The organism is Gottfriedia acidiceleris (assembly GCF_036421055.1).
In the GTDB taxonomy this organism is placed as follows: domain Bacteria; phylum Bacillota; class Bacilli; order Bacillales; family Bacillaceae_G; genus Gottfriedia; species Gottfriedia acidiceleris_C.
In genome coordinates this window covers 207,674-231,592 of record NZ_JAZGQS010000007.1, presented here as the reverse complement: position 1 = coordinate 231,592, position 23,919 = coordinate 207,674, and the positions used below count along the sequence as shown (strand labels likewise).

The window sequence follows — 23,919 nt, the reverse complement described above, 5'->3', positions numbered from 1 at the left end:
TTTTCAATGTATGTAAATACTATGTTATTAAAATTTTTTGAACGTTTTGTGAACAATTTGTGAACGTTTACAATGTTTAGAGATTTTAACAAATATTTGTTGTAGAATTAACCATGATAAGACTTTTGGCAATTTTTTTGAGAATGAAAATTGACATGGAGGGATTTTGTATGAAAAACAACAATCAACATCCTCTTAAAGCAATGGCACTCATGTCTTCCATTCTAGCTCAGCTTGTCGGTTCTATTCTCATAGGCATCTTTTTAGGAAGATGGATTGATTCATTTTTTAATTGGCCAGTACCGGTATTTATGATCATCTTTTTACTGTTAGGATTATTTACTGGAATCTACGGCACGCTTAAATTAGTTAAGCAATTCACACCAGGGGACTAGTTACATGCAAAAAGATAATTTTAGACGATTCACACGAGATATGTTGTATATCATTGCTTTAGCAGTTTTAGGTTGGGCATTTACTGACTATAAAACAATATTCACAGGCTATATTCTCGGAACAGTAACTAGCTTTTATTGTATATGGATTCTTCACAGAAAGATAAATACCTTCTTTGACCGAGTTTTAAAGCAACAAAAAGTTCGATCTTTAGGTACTGTAATTTGTCTTTCAGCGGTGGCTCTAGCTATGGTCATCGCGCTTCGGTATGAAAATTTTGTGAGCATACCGGCACTAACCGCGGGACTAATGACAGGACATCTTGTCATTATGATACATTTTGCATTACAACAAACGTCTTTTGCAAGGAAGAGAGGTGAATAAATTGGAACACGGCACTTATGGTTTTAAATTTATTGGTTTAGATTTTACGTTAACAAATGTTCTAATGACTACCATTGCTGCAGTAATCGTCTTTATCATCGCAGTTACATGCGCAAGAAGTCTACAATTACGCCCGACAGGAAAGCAAAACTTTTTAGAGTGGGTTATAGATTTCGTTAAAGGCATTATCAACAGTACAATGGATTGGGAAACTGGTGGTCGCTTCCTTACATTAGGTGTGACATTACTTATGTACATATTTGTTTCAAATATGTTAGGTCTACCATTTGATATCTCATTCGATGGAAACTCAGTTTGGAAATCACCTACATCAGACCCAGTCATTACTTTATCATTAGCAATCTTTATAGTTGGTTTATCACATTATTATGGTATTAAGATGCGCGGTTTTGGAGCGTATGGTAAAACATTCTTCCAACCAATGCCATTCTTATTCCCATTAAAAATTATTGAGGAATTAGCAAACACATTAACGCTAGGACTTCGACTTTACGGTAATATTTACGCGGGGGAAATCTTACTAGGTTTACTTGCAACAATGGGTACACATGCTTATGCAACAAGCGCAGGAGAAGGCGTTCTTTGGACAATTGCAGCGGCAATACCAATGATCGTATGGCAGGGATTCTCTGTATTCGTTGGTTCAATCCAAGCGTTTATCTTCGTAATGTTAACAATGGTTTACTTGTCACATAAAGTGGCAGACGAGCATTAATCTGCTCATTAAAATTGGTAGTTAGATAAAAATTATAAAAAAAAATATATTTCTTATGATTAAGAAGGAGGAAATTTAAAATGGCTTTAATCGCAGCGGCAATCGCAATAGGTTTAGGTGCACTAGGTGCAGGTATTGGTAACGGTTTAATTGTATCACGTACAGTAGAAGGTGTTGCTCGTCAACCAGAATTACGTTCAACTCTTCAAACTTTAATGTTCATCGGGGTTGCATTAGTTGAGGCACTTCCAATCATCGCGGTAGTTATCGCATTCATGGCATTTGGTAAAGCTTAAGATTTATACAAGAAGTTTAAAAAATGGCGAAGTTTGTGTTCACATTTACTTCGCCATTCCTTTATGACACTTTTGTTGTAAAGATTGATTTTGAAAGTAAAGCTAAGGTCGGTAAGAGCCCTAAGCTATGTTATAAAAAGAAAAATTATTAAAAGATACCCTCGAAGGGAGTGAAGGCTTGTGTTAAACGGTTCATTATTCGTAATCGGTGAAGCAAACGGACATGGTATACCTTGGGGCGATGTAGCGTTTCAATTAGTAATCTTCTTAATCCTACTTGCTTTATTACGTAAGTATGCATTAGGACCTGTAATGGGAATTATGAAACAACGTGAAGATCACATCGCTAATCAATTAGACTCAGCTGAGAAAAACAATGCTGATGCAATGAAACTAGTTGAAGAGCAAAAGCAAGAGTTAGTTGCAGCTCGTAAAGAAGCTCAAGAACTTCTTGAGAAAGCTAGAAAGCAAGCTGACGTACAACGTGAAGAAATCGTTGCAGCAGCTAAAGCAGAAGCTGAAAACTTAAAAGAAAGCGCTATGCGTGAAATTACTCGTGAAAAAGAGCTTGCAGTACAATCAGTTCAACAACAAGTGGCTTCATTATCTGTATTAATTGCTTCTAAAGTTCTTGAAAAAGAAGTGAAAACTGAAGACCAATCTGCTATTTTTGATCAATATCTTAAAGAAGTAGGCGAAGCTAAATGAGTAACGAATTAGTTGCAAAACGCTACGCAAACGCTCTTTTTGAATTAGCAACTGAACAAAACTTAGTTGAAACTGTTGAACATGACTTACAAGTAGTGAAAAAGGAGTATGTAGGAAACTTAGAGTTAAATAAGTTTTTACAACACCCTGGAATCACAAAAGAAAGCAAAAAGTCTGTTTTAAATGACACGTTTGCTTCAATTTCTGAAACGGTATTGAATCTAGTTTGTTTACTAGTTGATCGTGGGCGAGTAAACATCATTCCTAGCTTAGTAACTGAATATATTCAAATTGCGAATGAATCTCGTAATATTGCGGATGCAACGGTTTACTCTGTAGATAAAATGTCTTCTGAAGAACTAGATAAAATTGGAGCATTATTTGCTTCGAAATTAGGTAAAAATTCTTTAAGAATTACGAATGAAATAGATTCAACATTAATTGGTGGTTATAAAGTACGTATTGGAAATCGTATTTATGACGGAACTTTAAAAAATAAACTTGTTCGAATTGAACGTGAATTAATCGCAAAATAGTTTGTAGAGGGGTGAAATGCATGAGCATCAAAGCTGAAGAAATCAGTGCGCTGATTAAAAAGCAAATCGAAAATTACCAAACTGAAATAGAAGTTAGTGATGTTGGTACAGTTATCCAAGTTGGTGACGGTATCGCTCGTGCTCATGGTCTTGACCAATGTATGTCAGGGGAGCTAGTTGAGTTCTCTAACGGCGTTATGGGACTAGCACAAAACTTAGAAGAAAACAACGTAGGTATCGTTATCTTAGGTCCTTACACAGGCATTAAAGAAGGCGACGAGGTTCGTCGTACTGGACGCATCATGCAAGTTCCAGTTGGTGAAGAATTAATCGGTCGTGTAGTAAATCCATTAGGTCAACCAGTTGATGGTTTAGGCCCAATCGCGACTTCAAAAACTCGTCCAATCGAAAATCCAGCACCAGGCGTTATGGCACGTAAATCAGTACATGAGCCATTACAAACTGGTATTAAGGCGATTGACGCTCTTGTACCAATCGGACGTGGTCAACGTGAGTTAATCATCGGTGACCGTCAAACTGGTAAAACATCTGTAGCAATCGATACAATCCTTAACCAAGCTGACCAAAACATGATCTGTATCTATGTTGCAATCGGTCAAAAAGAATCAACAGTTCGTGGACTTGTTGAAACTTTACGTAAGCATGGCGCTTTAGATTACACAATCGTTGTAACTGCACCTGCTTCATCTCCAGCTCCAATGTTATACTTAGCTCCTTTCGCTGGTGTAACTATGGGTGAAGAGTTTATGTACAATGGTAAACACGTATTAGTAGTTTACGATGATTTATCAAAACAAGCGGTAGCTTACCGTGAGCTTTCATTACTATTAAAACGTCCTCCAGGTCGTGAAGCATATCCAGGGGATGTATTCTACTTACACTCTCGCTTATTAGAGCGTGCAGCTAAGTTAAATGATGAATTAGGTGGCGGTTCTTTAACTGCATTACCATTCATCGAAACACAAGCTGGTGATATCTCAGCTTATATTCCAACAAACGTAATCTCAATTACTGACGGACAAATCTTCTTACAGTCTGACTTATTCTTCTCTGGCGTACGTCCAGCGATTAATGCAGGTCTTTCTGTATCACGTGTTGGTGGTTCAGCGCAAATTAAAGCGATGAAATCAGTAGCAGGTACTCTACGTCTTGACTTAGCGTCATACCGTGAGTTAGAAGCGTTTGCTGCGTTCGGTTCAGACTTAGATAAAGCAACTCAAGCTAAACTTAACCGTGGTGCTCGTACAGTTGAAATCCTTAAACAAGGTTTACACAAACCATTAAAAGTAGAAAAACAAGTAACATCTTTATATGCATTAACACGTGGTCACTTAGACAGCGTAGCAGTTGAAGACATTACACGTTTTGAAGAAGAAATGTTAGCTTGGATGGACGTAAACGCAAGAGGTCTTTTAGATGCTATTCGTGATACTGGTAAATTACCAAACGAAGCTGACCTTGACGCTGCAATCACAAGCTTTAAAAAGAACTTTATTGCTTCTAAATAAGAAGGCGATTTAAATATCTGGATTTGAAGGAACGGGCTATAAGCTCGTCCTTCATTTAACTGTTTACCAAAAGGTGGTGAAAACCTGTGGCATCATTACGCGATATAAAAACAAAGATTAATTCAACAAAAAAGACAAGCCAAATCACAAAAGCGATGGAGATGGTTTCTGCTGCTAAATTAAACCGCGCTGAGCAAAACTCTAAGCAATTCGTTCCTTACATGGAAAAAATGCAAGAAGTAGTTGGTAGCGTGGCAAAAGGTGTAAACAGTAGTCATCCGATGCTAGTAACTCGTCCAGTTAAAAAGACTGGTTACATTGTCATCACATCAGATCGTGGTTTAGCTGGTGCATTTAATAGTAACGTATTACGTGCGGTAACAAATACAATTAAAGAACGTCATAAGTCAAATGATGAATTTGCAATTATTGTACTAGGTCGAGTAGGACGTGACTACTTTAAGCGTTTAGGTTATCCAATCGTTGAAGAGGTTCTTGGAATTCCAGATCAACCTTCATTCGATGATATTCAAAAATTTGCTAATCGTACAGTTCAAATGTACACAGACGGCATTTTTGATGAGCTTTACTTATCTTATAACCATTTCGTAAGTAAGATTTCTCAAGAGGTTTCTGAGAAAAAGCTTCTACCTTTAACAGATATTGACACAGGTAAAGCAACAACTAACTACGAATTTGAACCATCTGATGATGAAATCTTAGAAGTATTACTGCCTCAATATGCAGAAAGCTTAATCTATGGTGCATTATTAGATTCTAAAGCTAGTGAACACGCTTCACGTATGACAGCGATGAAAAATGCAACTGATAACGCAAAAGAAGTTATCAGCAAGCTTACTCTTCACTATAACCGTGCGCGTCAAGCAGCTATTACACAAGAAATTACTGAGATTGTCGGCGGTGCAGCTGCATTAGGTTAATCTGTCTTCAAACAGTAATATAAATTGATCGGCTTTAAAGGAAACAATGCTAGGAGGAAAAGCGATGAGCAATGGTATTATTACTCAGGTATTAGGTCCAGTAGTAGACGTAAAGTTCGAAAACGGCCAATTACCACAAATATATAATGCGTTACGTGTTCGTAAAGAAGCAGGAAGCGCTAATGAAGTAAACATTGATTTAACATTAGAAGTTGCTCTTCACTTAGGTGACGATACTGTTCGTACAGTTGCAATGGCTTCAACTGATGGATTAGTACGTGGAATGGTAGCAGTTGACACAGGAAAACCTATTTCGGTTCCAGTTGGTGACGCTACATTAGGACGCGTATTTAATGTATTAGGTGACAACATTGACTTAGATGAAGAAATTGGAGCAGACGTGCGTCGTGATCCAATTCACCGTCAAGCACCTAAATTTGAAGAATTAACAACAAAAGTAGAAATTCTTGAAACTGGTATCAAAGTAGTAGACTTATTAGCTCCTTATATCAAAGGTGGTAAAATCGGTCTATTCGGTGGTGCGGGTGTAGGTAAAACTGTATTAATTCAAGAATTAATCAATAACATCGCACAAGAGCACGGCGGTATCTCAGTATTCGCAGGTGTAGGTGAGCGTACTCGTGAAGGTAACGACTTATACCATGAAATGACAGATTCTGGTGTTATCAAGAAAACAGCGATGGTATTCGGACAAATGAACGAACCACCTGGAGCACGTCAACGTGTTGCTTTATCTGGTTTAACAATGGCTGAATATTTCCGTGATGAGCAAGGACAAGACGTGTTATTCTTCATCGATAACATTTTCCGTTTCACTCAAGCAGGTTCTGAGGTTTCTGCCTTATTAGGTCGTATGCCTTCTGCCGTAGGTTACCAACCAACTCTTGCTACTGAAATGGGTCAATTACAAGAGCGTATCACTTCAACAAACAAAGGTTCTGTAACTTCGATTCAAGCGATTTACGTTCCTGCCGATGACTATACGGATCCAGCACCAGCTACAGCGTTCGCTCACTTAGATGCAACAACAAACTTAGAGCGTCGTTTATCTGAGATGGGTATTTACCCAGCGGTAGATCCATTAGCATCTACATCTCGTGCACTTAACCCAGAGGTTGTTGGAGTTGAGCACTATGAAATCGCTCGTCAAGTTCAATCAACTTTACAACGTTATAGAGAACTTCAAGATATCATCGCAATCTTAGGTATGGATGAGTTATCAGAAGAAGATAAATTAGTCGTAGCTCGTGCTCGTCGTATTCAATTCTTCTTATCTCAAAACTTCCACGTTGCGGAGCAATTCACAGGACAAAAAGGTTCTTACGTACCAGTAAAAGAAACTGTTCGTGGATTCAAAGAAATCTTAGAAGGTAAATATGATACTCTTCCAGAAGATGCATTCCGTCTAGTTGGACGCATTGAAGAAGTAGTAGAAAAAGCAAAAACACTAGTATAATAATTGTCTAATCGAAAGCTTGTTCATCATTCTAACTGAATGGACTTGATTAGCTCACGAAGCTAGACAGGAGGAGTTCACTATGAAGACAATGAAAGTCAGTATCGTCACTCCTAATGGACCGGCTTATGAAGGCGAAACAGAATTCGTTAGCACGAAAGCAACTAGCGGTGAGCTAGGTATTTTACCAGGACACATCTCAACTGTGGCACCGTTAGCAACAGCACCTGTTAAAATTAAAACACCAGCTGGAACAGATTACGTTGCAGTTAGTGGCGGATTCATTGAAATTCGACCTGAAGCCGTTACAATATTGGCTCAATCTGCTGAAGCATCAACTGAAATCGACGTTGAGCGTGCAGTAGAAGCAAAAAAACGTGCAGAAAAACGTCTACAAGAAAGACGTCCTGACACAGATATCAAACGTGCAGAACTTGCATTACACAAAGCAATGAACCGTTTAAACGTAGCACAATATAAGTAATTAAAAAAAGAGCCCTTTTGGGGCTCTTTTCAGTGTGTAGACAAAGTACTAAAAACTTGATTTTCAGACTGATTGCAAGCGCTTGTCTTTCGAGGTGCGAAGGCTGTTGAGGAGCGGAGTTACCCTAGACGGTAATGAGCACCGCAGACAGGCGAAGTAACGAAGAAAGCGAGCGTTTGTCAACAGTCTGAAAAGAGCCCTTTTGGGGCTCTTTTTTTGTTTGGGTGGGGTTGCTAGTTAACGTACTAATAGGTTTTGAAATAAAAGGATGGGCCAAATTAACCCGTACAAGTATATCCGCAAATAAAATAGGATTAACGCAAATAAAATTGATGAACCGCAATTAAAAATTGAAAATAGCTATTAAATTATGAGAATCGCAATTAAATTATGAGAATCACAAATAAATAAGCAAAATAGCAATTAATATTAGATAATCGCAATATAAAACAGATGAATCGCGAATAAAGTACATTACCCTTTTAAAATAATTAAAAATTTTCCTTATGGAATATTATTTTGACTTGATTTTAGTACGATAATTCAAAGAAATTAATTAAAATTAGGCAATATCGATCTTAATCAGTAAAAAAACTGAAGAATAGACACCCATTCACTTAAACAATTCATAATCATAATTAGGAGGTGAAACAAAAATTATGTCGAACTTTATCATAAAATAAAAAAGAGGTGATTAAATGATTTTGAAAGAAAGAACTGTTCCTTTTACTTTTAGGAAACTTGAAGCTCTAATTAGAAGATTACCCAACGAGCACATCCAAAAAGTGAGAATAGAAGATGATCTTGCAAAATTTAAAGCGGGGTTTCATGGTGAAAAATCCCTGGATTATCATTTAATTTTTTTTAATAAGGAACGGTATATAGTAATTCAAGATTTAAGATTGTTAGACAACGAAAAACGTTTTTTTCAACTTCTCGAATTCCTACATATATCCTCAATATACTCAGCTTCATGACTCCTACGCAAACTAAACCTACCATCATCAGGAACCAAAAAAGATAAAACACACTTTTTGACGAGCTATCACAGCAATCCTCTTTTTAGTTTAATTCCAATCCCGCTGTTGTTAAAACGCCATTTCTTGATATTTTTAAAAGGTATTCTGCCATTTGTTTTTTTGTGTATGGCATGTCATTTTCAACCCAAAATGATATTACGCTGAGAGTTGCACCAGATATATAACTTACTAATAGGTCGCCTGGGACAAGGTATTTATTTTTTTTGGGTTGTATGAATACAATGCCTTTTTCGAACGTTGTTGATAATACTTCGTAAAGTCTTCTTCTAAAAATATTCGGTCCTTGTCGTTTTAGTAGGACTTTGTAGAAGTAACTGTTTTTTTCGATATGTTCGAATAGGTGAAAGTAGGATTTTAAGGCCATTTCGTCGAGGGAGTTTGGGTTTCCGTCATAATTACTAAAATCTACATTTTTCATGGCGTTGTCCAAATCAACTAGTTTTTCTCTAACGATTTGGCGGACCATTTGGTATTTGTCTTCGTAATGGCTATAAAAGGTTGCTCTATTAACATTTGCTTTTTTAGTTATATCTTGTACACTAATCGCTTCGAATTCTTTATCTGATAGTAGCGTAATTAATGCATCTTGTAAAAGTTGTCTAGTTCGAATGACACGAGGGTCAAGATTATTTTTAATGCTCATTTTAAAACTCCTTTATTAAATAACTTTAAGAAATTAAACAGTTAATAATAGTAGTGTTGCTTAAACAACAAATTTTTAATTATTAACGGTTGAGTACGTTTATAAATCAATTATAATTAAAAACTATGAGAAGTAAAACGACAATGTGTTGCTTTACTTTTGTTACCTATATAAAGAAACGATTAAAAATTTAGGAGGAATTTTATTTATGGGGAACATGAAGAAAATGGTGTTTGTTAACATAATTACTTTAATCATATTAGTTGCTGGTGGATTTGCTGGTTATTACTATTATGATCAATCAACAAATTATATTAAAACTGATAATGCAAAAATAGATGGGCAACAAATTGTTATTTCATCTCCTGCTGCTGGTAAGCTTGAGTCATGGTCAGGTACATTTGGAAAAACATTTTCACCAAATGAATCAATCGGGAAAGTTTTAACTGCTCCTCAAACAGCTGGAGATACTGCACATGAAGTATCGGTTTCAGTACCAACAAATGCTACGATTGTTCAAGCAAATGCAATTAAAGATCAATTAGTTGGAACAGGTTCAACTCTTGGTTATGCATATAACTTAGATAATCTTTGGGTTACTGCAAATATTAAAGAAACTGAAGTAGAAGATGTTAAAAAAGGTCAAGAGGTTGATGTGTATGTTGACGCATATCCAGATACTACTTTAACAGGTACTGTGGAATTTGTTGGATTAACAACTGCAAATACATTTAGTTTATTACCTTCTGGAAACTCTAATGCAAACTATACAAAAGTTGAGCAGGTTGTACCTGTAAGAATTGCTTTAGATCATAATAAATCATTTGAAATTGTTCCAGGAATGAATGCTTCTGTTCGTATCCATAAGTAAGGAGGAATTTCAATGTCTACAGGAATGATCATTGCATATGGAGGGTTTTGCTTAATTGTTTTCTTTATTATTAATCGAATTGTATTAAGAAAAAAAGAAAATGACCTAAAAATAGATAAAAGAGAAGAAACGGTCCAATCGGAAGAACCAACTAATATAGAAAAAACTGAAGAAGTTCAAAAGAAATCAATTCCATCTGAGTCAAGTGAAAAACAGAGCTTTAGTATGGGAAAAGTTTTGACAGTACTATTACTAGGGATGTTCGTGTCTATTTTAAATCAAACATTAATTAACGTTGCTTTACCGAAGCTAATGGCAGATTTTAATGTAACTACTTCGACTGCACAATGGTTATCTACTGGTTTTATGTTAGTGAATGGTATTTTAATCCCGGTCAGTGCTTACTTAGTTGATACATTTACTTATCGAAAACTATTTATCTTTTCGATGATTGCCTTTACAATCGGTTCAATTATTTGTGCTTTATCAGGAAACTTCCCAGTTATGATGGTAGGTCGCGTAGTTCAAGCGGTCGGGGCTGGTATTTTAATGCCACTTGGTATGAATATCTTTATGACGATTTTCCCTCCTGAAAAGCGTGGGGCAGCAATGGGCTTAATGGGGATTGCAATGATCTTGGCTCCAGCTATTGGCCCAACAATAACTGGGTATGTAGTACAAGATTATTCATGGCATTTCTTATTTTACGGAATGGCTGTGTTAGGTGTCATTTCAATTATTTTGTCTAATGCTTGGTTTCATATTTCACGTAAACGTTCATTCCCAACTTTGGATATTTGGGGAGTAATAAGCTCGTCACTAGGATTCGGAAGTTTATTATATGGATTTAGTGAAGCTGGTAATAAAGGTTGGGGTAGCACTGAAGTAGTTCTTTCTTTAGTAATTGCTTGTATTAGTTTAGGGTTATTTGTGTGGAGAGAATTAACTGCTAAACAACCATTAATCAATTTAAAAGTATTTAAATCTTTTTCGTTTACTTACACTTTATTAATTAACTTAATCGTTACGACTGCTTTATACGGAGGGATGATTTTACTACCTCTTTATTTACAAAACATTCGTGGGTTTACACCAATTAGAGCAGGATTATTATTGCTTCCTGGTTCATTGATAATGGGTGCGCTCGGACCACTTACGGGTAAATTGTTCGATAAATATGGTATCCGTCCTTTAGCAATTTTTGGTCTACTTATTATGACTTTTACTACCTATGAGTTCACTAAATTGTCTATTGATACACCGTATTTAAAAATTATGTTTTTCTATACTTTACGTTCATTCGGTATGTCATTTATTATGATGCCAATTATGACTGCTGGTTTAAATAAGTTACCACTTAAGATGATATCGCATGGTACTGCAACTCAAAATACACTGCGACAAGTTGCAGGTTCGGTAGGTACAGCAGTCCTTGTTACAATTATGACGACTCAAACGACAAATCACATGGCGGACTTCTCAAATGAAGTAACATCAACGAATCCATTCATTATGGATTGGATTCATCAAACTGGGGCGCAGATAGCTGCAGCAGCTGGATTAACACCAACACAAGGTGGATCATTAGCGGTAACAACCCTTTATAGCCAGGCGTCGAAATTAGCATCTATTAATGGAATCAATGATGCATTTATCTTTGCAACTGCATTGTCTGGTATTGCATTAGTACTTTCATTCTTTATGGGAAGTACAAAAAGTAGAAAGTTTACACAATCTAAATCTAAAAATCAAAATAAGCAGTCTTCAGAAACGATTGCATCTTAAAAAAATGGCCAGTTCATGTTTTGAACTGGTTTTTTTTTTCGACAATTATCACTATTTTTTAATTTGTGTGAATTGTGAATAACTTTCTGTGGATTTGTGGATAACCTTTATACTGATATAAAAATTTAGTAACTGGTAATGACATTTGAAATATTAGAAATTTATTAGAACAACATACATATAAGATCATTTATGATTAATGGAATTTATTTTCCAGCAATATTATTCAATTTTATGATTATTGGCAATAAATATCGACACGTTTTTGTCACATTTGTTATAATGGATACGATTACAAAACTGAATAGTAAAAATTAATGAAAAATACATTATATTTATAATAAGTATATAATGTAGAGCTCTTTAGTTAGAGGAGGGACAAGTTTCGTGAATGCTTATTTAAATAATTATGTGATCGTAGTTGTGTTTCTAGTTATAGGAATTGCACTTCCAGTTGTCGCACTCTCGGTAATAGGTAAAATTTTAAGACCAAATGTACCAACTGAAGCAAAAGCAACGACTTATGAAAGTGGTATTGAACCATTTCATGATGCGAAGGTTCGTTTCCACGCTGGATATTACATTTTTGCACTATTATTCGTTATTTTTGATGTTGAAACTGTTTTCTTATATCCGTGGGCGGTTGCATATGATCAATTAGGGCTTTTTGCTTTTGTAGAGATGATTATTTTTATTCTTATGCTACTACTTGGACTTATTTATGCTTGGAAGAAGAAGGTGTTGAAATGGTTATGAAGTTAGATGGAATTTCTGTTGCTGAAATGGAAGAACTCCAAAAGAATATTTTTTTCACGACTTTGGAAGAAGTGAAGGCATGGGCAAGAAGTAACTCGTTGTGGCCATTAACATTCGGGTTAGCTTGTTGTGCAATCGAAATGATGGGTGTAGGTTCTTCTCATTATGACTTAGACCGATTTGGATCATTTTTCCGTACTTCTCCTCGTCAATCTGACTGTATGATTGTTTCTGGAACTGTAACGAAAAAGATGGCGCCAATTGTTAAACGCCTTTACGATCAAATGCCTGAACCAAAATGGGTAATTGCAATGGGATCATGTGCAACAGCTGGTGGACCATATGTTAACTCGTATGCAGTTGTTAAAGGAGTGGACCAGATTGTTCCTGTAGACGTCTATATCCCTGGATGCCCTCCGAATCCGGCAGCATTAATTTACGGTATTAACAAATTGAAAGAGAAGATTCGTTACGAAGCTAAAACTGGAAAGCAGGTGACGAATAAGTGAGTGAAGATAAATCAAAAGAACAGGTGAAGAAAGAGGCAGCTGAAAAGGCTAAAGAAGCGGCTCGACGTAAAATGGAACAGTTGAAGGCAGAAAAAGAAGCTGCAAAAAATACTGAAGCTCAAAAAGAAGAATTTCCTTTAGTTGAGGAGCCTACTGTTGAAAATGAAGTTAAACAAGAGGAACCTGCTTCAGTAGATGAAAATGCGAAAGCACTTGCACTAGCGAAAGCAAAAGCTGTAGCAGCGGCGAAGGCAAAAGCGGCAGCAATCGCAAAACAAAAAGCAGCAGAAGCAAGCGAACAGACTCAAGCAGAAGAGTCAGAGGTGACTTCTGATGATGATAAGGCAAAGGCATTAGCAACGGCGAAGGCAAAAGCAGTAGCAGCAGCAAAAGCAAAGGCAGCAGCAATTGCAAAACAAAAAGCAGCAAAATCAGGCGAACAGGCTCAATCAGGAGAGCAAGAGGCAACTTCTGATGATGACAAAGCAAAGGCATTAGCAGCGGCGAAGGCAAAAGCAGTAGCGGCAGCAAAAGCAAAGGCAGCGGCATTAGCAAAGCAAAAAGCGGCAGAAGGTGGAGAAGCACCAGCAGACGGTCCAGAAGATGAAAAAGCGAAAGCAATAGCAGCAGCGAAGGCAAAAGCAGTAGCAGCAGCAAAAGCAAAGGCAGCGGCATTGGCAAAACAAAATGCAGCCGATGGAGAAGACACGTCAACTGCTGGTTCAGACGACGAAGCGGCAAAAGCAAAAGCGAAGGCAATTGCAATTGCGAAAGCAAAAGCAGCAGCAGCGGCAAAAGCGAAAGGTAAAACAGAAGGTGGTAAAGAGGCACCAGTTGAAGAAGTGAAACCTTCTCATAATCAACCTTTATTAGATGAGGTAAAGGCATTGATTGAAAAAGAGTTTGGAGCAGATGTTATTGAGGCAGCAATTATTAATACGCTATCTAAACATGATCCAACTTTTACAATTAAAAGGGATGCTTATTTTAAAGTAGCCCAATTCTTAAAGAACAATGAAAAGCTACAATTTACTTATTTATCTGGATTACACGGAACTGATTTTGTTGAGTACATGGAAGTTTACTCTTACATATATTCATATAAACGTAAACATGGAATCGTTTTAAAAGTAAGAGCAGACCGTGAACAACCTATTGTTGATAGTATTACTCCAATTTGGGAAGGTGCTAACTGGCCAGAGCGTGAAGCCTACGACTTACTTGGTATTCAGTTTGAAGGACATCCAAAATTGGAACGTATTTTACTGCCAGATAATTGGGTTGGCTATCCACTAAGAAAAGATTATGTTCAATTTGATGAGGGGGTGTAGGATAAGCCATGATTCGTACGGAAGAAATGCTATTAAATGTCGGACCTCAGCATCCAAGTACACACGGTGTATTTCGTCTTGTGTTAAAGATTGATGGAGAGATTATTAAAGAGGCGACACCTGTCATCGGTTATCTACACCGTGGTACAGAGAAAATCGCTGAAAATCTTCAATATACACAGATTATTCCATATACAGATCGTATGGATTATCTATCAGCAATGACAAATAACTATGTTATCTGCCATGCTGTTGAAACAATGATGGATATTAAAGTTCCAGATCGTGCAGAATATTTACGCGTTATTTCGATGGAATTAGGGCGCGTTGCTAGTCACTTAGTTTGGTGGGGTACAAACCTTCTAGATATTGGGGCAGTGAGTCCATTCCTTTATGCTTTTCGTGAGCGTGAAATGATTATCAATCTATTAAACGAACTTTGTGGAGCTAGATTGACTTTTAACTACATGCGTGTTGGTGGGGTTAAGTGGGATGCTCCTGAAGGTTGGATTGAAAAAGTAAAAGAATTTATTCCTTATATGAGAGAGCAATTAAAAGGATATCACGATTTAGTTTCTGGTAATGAAATCTTTATTAATCGTGTAAAAGGTATTGGTGCATATTCACAAGAAGATGCAATTAATTTTTCATTAAGCGGTGCAAATCTTCGCTGTACTGGTGTTAAATATGATCTACGAAAAGATGCTCCATATTCAATTTACGATCGCTTTGATTTCGATGTACCGGTGGGAACAGTTGGCGATGCATGGGATCGATATATGTGCAGAATGCTAGAAATTGAAGAGTCATTAAAGATTTTAGAACAAGCTGTTGAACAATTCCCTGCTGAAGGTGATATTTTAGCAAAAGTTCCTAAAATTATCAAGGCTCCTAAAGGTGAAGGATACGTTAGAATCGAGTCACCTCGTGGAGAAATCGGTTGCTATATTGCAAGTGATGGAAAAAAAGAGCCGTATCGTTTGAAGTTTAGACGACCATCTTTTTATAACCTGCAAATTCTTCCAAAGTTATTAAAAGGTGAAAACATCGCAAACTTAATCACTATTTTAGGTGGTATAGATATTGTACTTGGGGAGGTAGACGGATAATGATAGAAAATCTTCTACATAGTACACCGTCTTGGATAAATTTTCTCATCTATTTAGGCTTAGGCGTTATTTTTCTATTTGTAGTCTTAGGTTTCGTAACCTTTGGAATCTTATCAGAACGTAAAGTAATGGGTTTCATGCAAGGGCGTATTGGACCGAACCAAGTTGGTGGACGTTATGGTTTACTTCAAACTGTTGCTGACGTATTAAAATTACTTTTAAAAGAAGATACAATTCCAAAAGCAGCAGATAAACCATTATATATACTTGCTCCGATCATCGCATTCGCACCAGCGTTTATGGTATTAGCAACTCTACCTTTTACAGAGAACTTACAGTTTGCTGATATAGGTGTTGGATTACTTTACTATATTGCTGTTTCAGGATTAACAACGGTTGGTGTTGTCACAGCAGGGTGGGCTTCAAATAACAAATACTCACTTATTGGTGGTATGCGAGCAGCAGCACAGATGATTTCATATGAAATTCCGTTAGTAATGAGCGTATTAGGCGTTATTTTATTAACTGGAAGCTTAAATTTAAATGATATTGTTAATGCACAAGACAACGTATGGTTCATTGTAACTCAGCCAATTGCCTTTATCGTTTTCTTAATTGCAGCTGTGGCTGAATTAAACCGTACACCTTTTGATTTACCTGAGGCTGAATCAGAACTTGTAGCAGGTTATCATACAGAGTTTTCAGGATTCCGTTGGGCATTTTTTATGCTTTCAGAGTATGTTTACTTTTTTGCAATGTGTTCATTAATTACGATTCTGTTTTTAGGCGGATGGAAACCAATAGCGGGTCTAGATTTTATTCCTGGAGCCGTATGGTTCTCATTAAAATTTAGTGTAATTTTATATTTATTAATTTGGTTCCGTGTAACGTTCCCACGTTTACGTGCTGACCAATTAATGGAGTTCGGTTGGAAGGTATTATTACCAGTTTCATTAGCTAATATTTTAATAACTGCATTAGTAAAAAGCTTGTTCTTCTAAACAAATAGCCAATCTAAAGGGGTGTGAGTCATGATTGGGTTAGTAAAAGGTTTAAAATATACTCTTCAAAATTTAACGCGCGAGAAAGTGACGTATGATTATCCAAATCAGCCGATTCCGTTACCAGATCGTTTTCGTGGAATTCAAAAATTTTATCCTGAGAAATGTATTGTTTGTAATCAATGTTCAGCAATCTGTCCAACAGACTGTATTACATTAACTGGAAAAAAACATCCTGATCCTACGAAAAAAGGAAAAATTATCGACACATACGATATTAATTTCGAAATTTGTATTCTATGTGATTTATGTACAGAAGTTTGTCCAACAGAAGCAATCATTATGACAAATAACTTTGAACTTGCTGAATATTCACGTGATGAATTATTTAAAGACCTTCAATGGCTTGATGAAAATGATCAAAACATTCGAAAGGAGAATAAAGCATGAGTGGTTTCGTAGTTGCTTTCTTTCTTCTTTCTTTATCAGCCATTTTAGGTGGTGTAATGATGTTAAACTCAACGAAAGTTATGCATATGATGCTTTCGCTTGTATTGACATTCATTAGTATTGCTGGGATTTATGTCCTTTTATCAGCTGAATTCGTAGCTGTTGTTCAAGTTCTTATTTATTCAGGCGCAGTAACAATCTTAATGATTTTTGGAATCATGTTAACGAAACATGATATTGAAAGTGAAAAGCCAAAAAGAAATTGGAGAAATATTGCTGCATTAATCGGTATTGTTGCGTTTGGAGTCGTTATGTTTTTAGGTGTAAATGGACTTTCAATCGACGCATCAGATGTTGATTTAGCAACAAATAATACGAAAAATATTGGATTACAATTATTTACAAATCATATTGTGCCATTTGAAGTAATGTCTGTTTTATTACTAATTGCTTTAGTAGGTGCGATCATTTTAGCAAAATCAGATGATTCAAAAGAGGAGGGTACGAAGGAATGAGTTCAGTTCCAATTAATGCTTATCTTCTTTTAGCGCTAATTTTATTTTGTATCGGTTTATATGGTGCATTAACAAAACGAAATACAGTAATCGTGTTAATTTGTATCGAGTTAATGTTAAATGCCGCAAATATTAATTTAGTAGCATTTAGTAAGCTTGGTGTAGCACCGTCATTAACAGGACAAATTTTTTCATTATTTACGATTTCAGTAGCAGCTGCTGAAGCTGCAGTGGGCGTGGCAATTTTAATTGCATGGTATCGTCATCGTCAGACAGTCAATATCGATGAAGCTGATTCATTGAAAAGATAAATAGGAGGTGGAATTTGATGATGCAGTATGCTTGGCTTGTTCCGGTACTTCCGCTAATTTCCTTTCTAATTCTAATATTAGCTGGTACAAAAGGAAAGAAAGGTAGTGGGATTTTAGGAGCAACTTTAACAGGAATCTCATTCATCATCTCCTTGTTCGTCTTATTTGACCGTCTACAAGGGGATACAGTGCAGAAACTATATACTTGGTTAACAATTGGAAATATCGATATTCACGTTGGATATGTAGTAAATGCACTAAATTCGTTAATGTTAGTAATCGTTACGTTTGTTAGTACATTAGTACATATTTATTCAACTGCATATATGGAAGAGGATGACCGAATTACAGTGTTCTTCGCATACTTAGGCTTATTTACTTTTGCGATGTTAGCACTTGTCATTTCACCTAGCATTCTACAACTTTATGTATTTTGGGAATTAGTAGGTTTAGGCTCATTTTTACTTGTTGGTTTCTACTTTTATAAAGAGGAAGCAAAAGCAGCAGCTAAAAAAGCGTTCATTATGACTAGAATAGGGGACGTTGGTTTATTTATCGGAATGGTACTTTTATTTTGGAAAACAAAGAGCTTTGATTTCGATCAAATTTTTAATGTAATCCAAGGCGGACAAGTGAGTACTGGCATGTTAACACTTATTGCGATCTTGATTTTCGTAGGAGCAATGGGTAAATCAGGTCAGTTTCCACTTCATACATGGCTTCCTGATGCGATGGAAGGTCCAACACCTGTTTCTGCATTAATTCACGCAGCAACAATGGTAGCTGCCGGTGTTTACTTAGTAGCAACGACTTATCCAATCTTTATTGCTAGTGGAACTGCTTTAACGGTAGTTGCGATTGTTGGAGGATTTACTGCGATCTTTGCAGCGAGTATTGGTCTAGTGCAAAGAGATATTAAGCGAGTACTAGCATACTCTACAGTCAGTCAATTAGGCTATATGATGCTTGCATTAGGTGTAGGTGGCTATACAGCAAGTATTTTCCACTTAACAACTCATGCGTTTTTTAAAGCATTGTTATTCTTAGCAGCAGGTAGTGTTATTCATGCCGTACACACTCAAGACATCTTTAAAATGGGTGGATTACGTCAGAAAATGAAATGGACATCTACACTATTCTTAATTGGTACATTAGCCATTACAGGTGTACCATTACTATCTGGTTTCTTTAGTAAGGACGAGATTTTAGCTGCGACTTGGGAAAATGGAAATTACGTTTTATTCATTGTAGCTTTAATTGCGGCATTTTTTACTTCTTTCTATATGTTCCGATTATTTTTCTTAGTTTTCACTGGAGAAGAGAAGACAAAAGGTGCGCACGAGTCACCGATGTCAATGGTTCTTCCAATGTCACTATTAGGGATCCTTGCTATATTTGCAGGTTATATTAATACGCCATTCTTTGGTCGTCACTTAAATGAGTTTTTATTAGACGGGGCTCCATTTACAATTGCAGAGCATAGTCATGAGCCGGTTTGGATTATGATCGTAGCAACGCTTGTTTCTTTAGCTGGTATTACGCTTGCATACAATATGTATGGAAGACAAGTGAAACAATCTAAACAAGAAGAAAACGGATTATTCTATGAAATTCTTCTTAATAAATATTATATTGACGAATTGTATAACGGTTCAATCGTAAAAGGTATGTTTGCAATCGGACATGTAATGTTTGCTATTGAGCGTTTTGTAATTGAAGGGCTTGCAGTTCTTGTAAAAGGAATTGTAAATAGTGTCGGTGGAATTGGTTCAAGGCTTCAAAGTGGTCAAGTCCAAACTTATGGATTTATTACATTACTTGGCCTTGCTCTAATCTTATTAGCAATCGTTGTGACAGGGGGGTACAACTTATGATGTCTCATTTCTTATTATGGGTTGTTTTCTCACCTTTATTGGGATTATTACTAGTTTCTTTTGCACCAAAGAATTCTTATAAGCTTTGGGCTTTATTGACTTCAGTTTTATCGTTTGCAGTTACTATACTTGCTTATATAGCGGGTCAAAATCATTCTAGTTTAAAAGATTGGAATATTTCATATGATTGGTTTTCATTTGGAAAGTTTTTCGCTGGATCAACTAGATTGTTTCAAGTTAATTTTGAGCTTGGAGTAGACGGTCTATCATTAGTGATGATTTTACTTACTGGTATTATTTCTTTAATCGCTGTAATAGCAGGTTATTCGATTAATAAAGGTTCAAAAGGCTTCTATCAACTATTATTTATTTTACAAGTAGGTATGTTTGGGGTATTTGCAGCTCAGAACTTAGTGTTGTTCTTCTTATTCTTTGAATTAACACTAGTTCCAATGTTCTTCTTAATTGGCAAATGGGGTCGATTTGATAGTGAACGTGCTGGATACCAATTCTTAATTTATAACGGATTAGGATCTGCATTTTTATTATTTGTTATTGCTGTTCTATTTGCTCGCACAGGCACAACAAATTATGAAGTTTTAGCAAACATCATTCCAGCAGGACACCAAACAGTTAGTCCAATTTCAGAGCATTTAAAAATGGTTCTATTAATTTGTTTATTAATTGCATTTGCGATCAAACTACCATTATTCCCGTTCCATCGATGGATGGTGAATGTTCATACCCAAGCAAACCCTGCTGTAGTAATCATTCACGCTGGTATTCTATTAAAAATTGGAACTTACGGTTTAATTCGTTTTGCTTTAGGTATTTTCCCAGAGCAATTTGAAAAAATGTCGGTAGCTCTTGCGATTATTGGTGTAATTAATTTACTTTACGGTGCTTATATTGCTTTAATCCAAAAGGAATTACGCTCTGTATTGGCATATTCAAGTTTTTCACATATGGGGATTGTTATGATTGGATTAGCAGCAATGAATAGCGCTGGAATCCAAGGAGCAATTTTACAATCAGTATCTCACGGTTTAATTGCAGCACTTCTATTTTTACTAGTTGGCATGTTAGAAAACCGAGGTGATACTACTAGTTTTGACCGTATATCGGGTCTTTCTAAATCTGCTCCAAGACTAGCCGGCTTATTGCTTTTCGGCGGTATGGCATCGCTAGGTTTACCAGGTTTATCAGGGTTCGTAGGAGAATGGTTATCTTTTGTTGGTCTTTTCCAATCTCATAAAGCAATTGCGACTGTAGGTACATTAGGAATTATCTTAACTGCAGCTTATATTTTGAGAGCGATTTTACAATTAAGCTTCGGTAAAAGTAGTGAATTTATTTCATCATTCACTGATTTGTCAAAACGCGAAGCAATTGCTTCAGTAATTTTAGTATTTGCGATTGTCCTGCTTGGTGTATACCCAGCTTTCGTAAATGATATGATTGTGTCATCAGTGGATTTTATCATTCAAGGGATTAGAGGTGTATAGAAGATGACATGGAAAGCATTAACTGAATTTCAATGGGGAACAATGGGTCCTGAGATTATTCTAGTAGCTGCTGCGCTTCTTCTATTAACTCTTGAACTCTTACTACCTAAAAATGCGAGTCGCAAAATAGTCGGTTGGGTTGGTTTACTAAGTGTAGTTGGATCACTAGTATGGTTGATCACACTTTATTCGCATAAACCAATTAGTCTATTAGCGGGATCATTTAAACTTGATTCATTTGGGCTTCTCTTTAAAACGATTTTATTAATTGGAGCAATCTTAGTTTTATTACTTGCTCTTGGAGATAAATCAATTGCAGAACGCTCAGAATACTATACATTGTTTATTACAGCGTTAATTGGAGCAATGTATATGGCTTCAAGTAGTGATTTAATTACATTATTTGTTGGATTAGAGCTACTTTCAATTTCATCTTATATTCTAGTTGGAATTCAAAAGAGAAGAGAAGGCTCTTCCGAGGCCGCACTTAAGTATGTAATTAACGGTGGTATTTCAACTGCAATCACATTATTCGGACTAAGCTATACTTATGGCTTAACAGGTACAACAAACATCACTGAAATGAATTTGGCACTTCAACAAGGAATTCCAAGCAGTAATGAATTTCTTATGATCCTAGCATTTGTGCTAGTATTTGTTGGATTATCATTTAAACTTGCGTCTGTTCCGTTCCATATGTGGGCACCAGATGTATATGAAGGTGCTCCAACACCTGTAACAGCATTCTTAGCAACAGTTTCAAAAACAGGTGGGTTTATTATCGTACTTCGCATCTTCTTAGCAATCTTCACGGGTGCATTATTGATGAAGGAACAAAAATCTGTATTTGAAGTAATGCAACCAGTTGTTGCCACATTGGCCGCGTTATCGATGATTATAGGTAATACAATTGCTTTAAAACAAAACAGCCTAAAGCGAATACTTGCATACTCAGGTATTGCACATGGAGGTTATGTTCTAGTTGCATTTGTAAGTATTTCACCATTCATGTTTGAGGGAATCTGGTTCTATTTATTAGCTTATACATTCATGACAATCGGAATTTTAACAATTGTCTACAATGTACAACAACAAAGGGGATCTGACTCATTATCATCATTTGCAGGGCTAATTAAAACAAATCCATTTTTAGCGATATCAATGACAATATTTGTGTTATCACTGGCAGGTATTCCATTAACTGCAGGGTTTATAGGAAAGTTAAATATTTTCTTAGGGGCTTTCGTCCAAATTAAAGGATATTATGTATTAGGTGGAATTCTACTTTTAACCACTGTGGTATCTTATTTTTACTATTTCGGCATCCTTCAAAATATTTTCTTTAGAAGTGGTGAAGATCGAAAAGTTGTACTTCCTAAGACACATCTATTCGTAGTATTGGTTTGTGCTGTTTTAACAATTGTATTGGGTATTAAACCATCTTTAGCATTAGATGTATTTCATAAGCTAGACATTGTGAAAGATTTCTTTATGGCGTAAAATATATTTAAATTAAAAGTGTAGGGTAATTCCTACACTTTTTAATTTGTAAAGAAAGTTTAAATTTAGGTTTTCAGACTTTTTGAAATTACTTGCTCTAAAAGTGATAACTAGGCAATCTGAAAATTTATTCTATAAAAATCGAGCGAAAAAGAGGACGTGAAAAATGGAAGCTTTAATTGGGACAGAAGCGTTATTAGCAATAATTGTCCATTTATTTTTCATTATTTTAACTTGGTGGGCTTTAACAGCAATTAAGTGGGAGAGTATTATGAAAAAAGGTCATGTCGCCCAAATTCGACTTTTTATGGTGTTATTGACGATTACAATTTCTTCTGCTGTAAGTAGTTTTTTCTTAGACTATCTTCAATATACAAAAAACATTACATATTTATTGAAATAATTTGTCAAAAAGTATGTTACGATGTATCGTATAAAGCCCTCTCTACCTGTGAAAAATGGAAGTAAGAGAGGGGATTTTTTATGAAAAAGACTATGTACTTATTTTTAATTATGATTACTTTTGCTTCTGCACTATTTTTTAATTGGGGTAAAATCGGTATGGCTGATACAGGTGTAGGCCAATTGAACCGTTTTGCAGACGTATTAAATAAAAAAGACATTTCGGTTACAAGTTGGAATTTATACGCAAGAGAAGCTAAAATGAATACTTCGGTGTCCAAAATAATCAGTAAATATAAAGAGGATTTTAAAAATTTTAAGTGGACGAACGCTGACAATGGTAATAAAATTATTGGTACGTTTAACCATAATTTGGTCACAGAAAGAATCGTTGTTACATCTACTAGCAATAACAGCAGTTATGTAATATATGAACTTAGTGGGACTAAATGGGACCAGCAGGCTGAAAAAGAAACGAATAAACTTATAAAGAACTCACTGGAAAATATTTTTAGTAAAGAACCTACTTTTTTTACTTGTATAAAGGGGACAATGGGTGGTAAACTTGAAGGTGTTTTGCAGGATATAAAAAATGATTTTTTGGGGACTTTTAAAGCAACAAAAATTGAAGAAATAAAAGAAGGGGCATTCGTCTCTGTTTCAGCATATACTGAACAGTGGAATGACGCTCTGGTTGCAAATGGCAAAAAAATTAATTTACAAATTGCAATACGTGAAAACCATGTTGATAAATCAACAACAATTATTATTGGCACACCGATTATAACAGTAGAATATTGATAGATCTATTTTAGGACACGGAGGGGAAA

Annotated in this window: 27 protein-coding genes; 26 read left to right on the top strand and 1 reads right to left on the bottom strand. The window is 35.9% G+C overall.

Features of this window, described 5'->3' with window-relative positions; all coding sequences use genetic code 11:
• The first annotated feature begins 170 nt into the window (after positions 1-170).
• The 11 genes from RAH41_RS13015 (at position 171) to RAH41_RS12965 (ending at position 8,464) form a co-directional block, all read left to right on the top strand.
• Complete coding sequence (locus tag RAH41_RS13015; RefSeq protein WP_025568596.1) at positions 171-395, top strand: AtpZ/AtpI family protein; 225 nt, start codon at positions 171-173, stop codon at positions 393-395.
• A gap of 4 nt (positions 396-399) precedes the next feature.
• Positions 400-780, top strand: a complete 381-nt coding sequence (locus RAH41_RS13010) for an ATP synthase subunit I (protein ID WP_025568597.1) — start codon at positions 400-402, stop codon at positions 778-780.
• 64 nt (positions 781-844) lie between these two features.
• Positions 845-1,516: a F0F1 ATP synthase subunit A gene (gene atpB, locus RAH41_RS13005; RefSeq protein WP_419471603.1), complete on the top strand. Its 672-nt coding sequence runs from the start codon at positions 845-847 to the stop codon at positions 1,514-1,516.
• A gap of 80 nt (positions 1,517-1,596) precedes the next feature.
• Positions 1,597-1,812, top strand: a complete 216-nt coding sequence (gene atpE, locus RAH41_RS13000; protein ID WP_025568599.1) for a F0F1 ATP synthase subunit C — start codon at positions 1,597-1,599, stop codon at positions 1,810-1,812.
• A 204-nt stretch (positions 1,813-2,016) separates the two neighbouring features.
• On the top strand, positions 2,017-2,520 hold the full coding sequence (gene atpF / locus RAH41_RS12995) for a F0F1 ATP synthase subunit B (RefSeq protein ID WP_331223045.1): 504 nt from the start codon (positions 2,017-2,019) through the stop codon (positions 2,518-2,520).
• On the top strand, positions 2,517-3,056 hold the full coding sequence (locus RAH41_RS12990) for a F0F1 ATP synthase subunit delta (RefSeq protein WP_331222934.1): 540 nt from the start codon (positions 2,517-2,519) through the stop codon (positions 3,054-3,056). The genes atpF and RAH41_RS12990 overlap by 4 nt, the downstream gene beginning before the upstream one ends.
• Positions 3,057-3,076: 20 nt before the next feature.
• The gene (gene atpA, locus RAH41_RS12985; protein WP_331222931.1) at positions 3,077-4,585 is read left to right on the top strand and encodes a F0F1 ATP synthase subunit alpha; all 1,509 of its coding nucleotides are present in this window, start codon (positions 3,077-3,079) and stop codon (positions 4,583-4,585) included.
• A gap of 86 nt (positions 4,586-4,671) precedes the next feature.
• On the top strand, positions 4,672-5,526 hold the full coding sequence (locus tag RAH41_RS12980; RefSeq protein ID WP_331222930.1) for a F0F1 ATP synthase subunit gamma: 855 nt from the start codon (positions 4,672-4,674) through the stop codon (positions 5,524-5,526).
• A gap of 64 nt (positions 5,527-5,590) precedes the next feature.
• Complete coding sequence (atpD, locus tag RAH41_RS12975; RefSeq protein WP_331222928.1) at positions 5,591-7,003, top strand: F0F1 ATP synthase subunit beta; 1,413 nt, start codon at positions 5,591-5,593, stop codon at positions 7,001-7,003.
• 82 nt (positions 7,004-7,085) lie between these two features.
• Positions 7,086-7,487 carry a F0F1 ATP synthase subunit epsilon gene (locus RAH41_RS12970; protein WP_331222926.1) on the top strand — a complete coding sequence of 134 codons (402 nt, stop codon included), beginning with the start codon at positions 7,086-7,088 and terminating at the stop codon, positions 7,485-7,487.
• 698 nt (positions 7,488-8,185) lie between these two features.
• Positions 8,186-8,464, top strand: a complete 279-nt coding sequence (locus RAH41_RS12965) for a hypothetical protein (RefSeq protein ID WP_331222925.1) — start codon at positions 8,186-8,188, stop codon at positions 8,462-8,464.
• A gap of 85 nt (positions 8,465-8,549) precedes the next feature.
• Here RAH41_RS12965 and RAH41_RS12960 read toward each other — a convergent pair whose 3' ends face one another.
• Entirely contained in the window at positions 8,550-9,170 is a 621-nt protein-coding gene (locus tag RAH41_RS12960) for a TetR/AcrR family transcriptional regulator (RefSeq protein WP_331222924.1), read from the bottom strand.
• 226 nt (positions 9,171-9,396) lie between these two features.
• Here RAH41_RS12960 and RAH41_RS12955 point away from each other — a divergent pair, with 226 nt between their 5' ends.
• The 15 genes from RAH41_RS12955 (at position 9,397) to RAH41_RS12885 (ending at position 23,890) form a co-directional block, all read left to right on the top strand.
• On the top strand, positions 9,397-10,041 hold the full coding sequence (locus tag RAH41_RS12955; RefSeq protein ID WP_419471602.1) for an HlyD family secretion protein: 645 nt from the start codon (positions 9,397-9,399) through the stop codon (positions 10,039-10,041).
• 12 nt (positions 10,042-10,053) lie between these two features.
• The gene (locus RAH41_RS12950; protein ID WP_331222920.1) at positions 10,054-11,826 is read left to right on the top strand and encodes a DHA2 family efflux MFS transporter permease subunit; all 1,773 of its coding nucleotides are present in this window, start codon (positions 10,054-10,056) and stop codon (positions 11,824-11,826) included.
• Between the two features lie 387 nt (positions 11,827-12,213).
• Positions 12,214-12,582 carry an NADH-quinone oxidoreductase subunit A gene (locus RAH41_RS12945; protein ID WP_056469320.1) on the top strand — a complete coding sequence of 123 codons (369 nt, stop codon included), beginning with the start codon at positions 12,214-12,216 and terminating at the stop codon, positions 12,580-12,582.
• Positions 12,573-13,091: a NuoB/complex I 20 kDa subunit family protein gene (locus RAH41_RS12940; RefSeq protein WP_056469321.1), complete on the top strand. Its 519-nt coding sequence runs from the start codon at positions 12,573-12,575 to the stop codon at positions 13,089-13,091. Before RAH41_RS12945 ends, RAH41_RS12940 begins: the two co-directional genes overlap by 10 nt.
• Positions 13,088-14,422 carry an NADH-quinone oxidoreductase subunit C gene (locus RAH41_RS12935; protein WP_331222918.1) on the top strand — a complete coding sequence of 445 codons (1,335 nt, stop codon included), beginning with the start codon at positions 13,088-13,090 and terminating at the stop codon, positions 14,420-14,422. Before RAH41_RS12940 ends, RAH41_RS12935 begins: the two co-directional genes overlap by 4 nt.
• Before the next feature lie 8 nt (positions 14,423-14,430).
• Complete coding sequence (locus RAH41_RS12930) at positions 14,431-15,531, top strand: NADH-quinone oxidoreductase subunit D (RefSeq protein WP_025568980.1); 1,101 nt, start codon at positions 14,431-14,433, stop codon at positions 15,529-15,531.
• Complete coding sequence (gene nuoH / locus RAH41_RS12925; protein WP_331222916.1) at positions 15,531-16,532, top strand: NADH-quinone oxidoreductase subunit NuoH; 1,002 nt, start codon at positions 15,531-15,533, stop codon at positions 16,530-16,532. Before RAH41_RS12930 ends, nuoH begins: the two co-directional genes overlap by 1 nt.
• Positions 16,533-16,562: 30 nt before the next feature.
• A complete protein-coding gene (gene nuoI, locus RAH41_RS12920) occupies positions 16,563-16,982 on the top strand; it encodes an NADH-quinone oxidoreductase subunit NuoI (RefSeq protein ID WP_025568978.1) in 420 nt (139 codons plus the stop codon).
• Complete coding sequence (locus tag RAH41_RS12915) at positions 16,979-17,497, top strand: NADH-quinone oxidoreductase subunit J (protein WP_331222914.1); 519 nt, start codon at positions 16,979-16,981, stop codon at positions 17,495-17,497. Before nuoI ends, RAH41_RS12915 begins: the two co-directional genes overlap by 4 nt.
• Positions 17,494-17,808 (top strand): NADH-quinone oxidoreductase subunit NuoK, encoded by a 315-nt coding sequence (gene nuoK, locus RAH41_RS12910; RefSeq protein WP_025568976.1) that lies wholly within the window; start codon positions 17,494-17,496, stop codon positions 17,806-17,808. Before RAH41_RS12915 ends, nuoK begins: the two co-directional genes overlap by 4 nt.
• Before the next feature lie 17 nt (positions 17,809-17,825).
• Positions 17,826-19,682: an NADH-quinone oxidoreductase subunit L gene (nuoL, locus tag RAH41_RS12905; RefSeq protein ID WP_331222912.1), complete on the top strand. Its 1,857-nt coding sequence runs from the start codon at positions 17,826-17,828 to the stop codon at positions 19,680-19,682.
• On the top strand, positions 19,679-21,187 hold the full coding sequence (locus RAH41_RS12900; RefSeq protein ID WP_331222910.1) for an NADH-quinone oxidoreductase subunit M: 1,509 nt from the start codon (positions 19,679-19,681) through the stop codon (positions 21,185-21,187). Before nuoL ends, RAH41_RS12900 begins: the two co-directional genes overlap by 4 nt.
• 3 nt (positions 21,188-21,190) lie before the next feature.
• Positions 21,191-22,687 (top strand): NADH-quinone oxidoreductase subunit NuoN, encoded by a 1,497-nt coding sequence (gene nuoN, locus RAH41_RS12895; protein ID WP_331222908.1) that lies wholly within the window; start codon positions 21,191-21,193, stop codon positions 22,685-22,687.
• 166 nt (positions 22,688-22,853) lie between these two features.
• Positions 22,854-23,090: a DUF1146 family protein gene (locus RAH41_RS12890; protein WP_098859796.1), complete on the top strand. Its 237-nt coding sequence runs from the start codon at positions 22,854-22,856 to the stop codon at positions 23,088-23,090.
• A gap of 80 nt (positions 23,091-23,170) precedes the next feature.
• Positions 23,171-23,890 (top strand): YwmB family TATA-box binding protein, encoded by a 720-nt coding sequence (locus RAH41_RS12885; protein ID WP_331222904.1) that lies wholly within the window; start codon positions 23,171-23,173, stop codon positions 23,888-23,890.
• The last annotated feature ends 29 nt before the right edge of the window (positions 23,891-23,919 follow it).

Bases quoted from the DNA above. Each gene is read 5' to 3' on its own strand.
- RAH41_RS13015 (WP_025568596.1), top strand. From the start codon at position 171: ATGAAAAACAACAATCAACATCCTCTTAAAGCAATGGCACTCATGTCT.
- RAH41_RS13010 (WP_025568597.1), top strand. From the start codon at position 400: ATGCAAAAAGATAATTTTAGACGATTCACACGAGATATGTTGTATATC.
- atpB (WP_419471603.1), top strand. From the start codon at position 845: ATGACTACCATTGCTGCAGTAATCGTCTTTATCATCGCAGTTACATGC.
- atpE (WP_025568599.1), top strand. From the start codon at position 1,597: ATGGCTTTAATCGCAGCGGCAATCGCAATAGGTTTAGGTGCACTAGGT.
- RAH41_RS12990 (WP_331222934.1), top strand. From the start codon at position 2,517: ATGAGTAACGAATTAGTTGCAAAACGCTACGCAAACGCTCTTTTTGAA.
- atpA (WP_331222931.1), top strand. From the start codon at position 3,077: ATGAGCATCAAAGCTGAAGAAATCAGTGCGCTGATTAAAAAGCAAATC.
- atpD (WP_331222928.1), top strand. From the start codon at position 5,591: ATGAGCAATGGTATTATTACTCAGGTATTAGGTCCAGTAGTAGACGTA.
- RAH41_RS12970 (WP_331222926.1), top strand. From the start codon at position 7,086: ATGAAGACAATGAAAGTCAGTATCGTCACTCCTAATGGACCGGCTTAT.
- RAH41_RS12965 (WP_331222925.1), top strand. From the start codon at position 8,186: ATGATTTTGAAAGAAAGAACTGTTCCTTTTACTTTTAGGAAACTTGAA.
- RAH41_RS12960 (WP_331222924.1), bottom strand. From the start codon at position 9,170: ATGAGCATTAAAAATAATCTTGACCCTCGTGTCATTCGAACTAGACAA.
- RAH41_RS12955 (WP_419471602.1), top strand. From the start codon at position 9,397: ATGGTGTTTGTTAACATAATTACTTTAATCATATTAGTTGCTGGTGGA.
- RAH41_RS12950 (WP_331222920.1), top strand. From the start codon at position 10,054: ATGTCTACAGGAATGATCATTGCATATGGAGGGTTTTGCTTAATTGTT.
- RAH41_RS12940 (WP_056469321.1), top strand. From the start codon at position 12,573: ATGGTTATGAAGTTAGATGGAATTTCTGTTGCTGAAATGGAAGAACTC.
- RAH41_RS12930 (WP_025568980.1), top strand. From the start codon at position 14,431: ATGATTCGTACGGAAGAAATGCTATTAAATGTCGGACCTCAGCATCCA.
- nuoH (WP_331222916.1), top strand. From the start codon at position 15,531: ATGATAGAAAATCTTCTACATAGTACACCGTCTTGGATAAATTTTCTC.
- nuoI (WP_025568978.1), top strand. From the start codon at position 16,563: ATGATTGGGTTAGTAAAAGGTTTAAAATATACTCTTCAAAATTTAACG.
- RAH41_RS12915 (WP_331222914.1), top strand. From the start codon at position 16,979: ATGAGTGGTTTCGTAGTTGCTTTCTTTCTTCTTTCTTTATCAGCCATT.
- nuoK (WP_025568976.1), top strand. From the start codon at position 17,494: ATGAGTTCAGTTCCAATTAATGCTTATCTTCTTTTAGCGCTAATTTTA.
- nuoL (WP_331222912.1), top strand. From the start codon at position 17,826: ATGATGCAGTATGCTTGGCTTGTTCCGGTACTTCCGCTAATTTCCTTT.
- RAH41_RS12900 (WP_331222910.1), top strand. From the start codon at position 19,679: ATGATGTCTCATTTCTTATTATGGGTTGTTTTCTCACCTTTATTGGGA.
- nuoN (WP_331222908.1), top strand. From the start codon at position 21,191: ATGACATGGAAAGCATTAACTGAATTTCAATGGGGAACAATGGGTCCT.
- RAH41_RS12890 (WP_098859796.1), top strand. From the start codon at position 22,854: ATGGAAGCTTTAATTGGGACAGAAGCGTTATTAGCAATAATTGTCCAT.
- RAH41_RS12885 (WP_331222904.1), top strand. From the start codon at position 23,171: ATGAAAAAGACTATGTACTTATTTTTAATTATGATTACTTTTGCTTCT.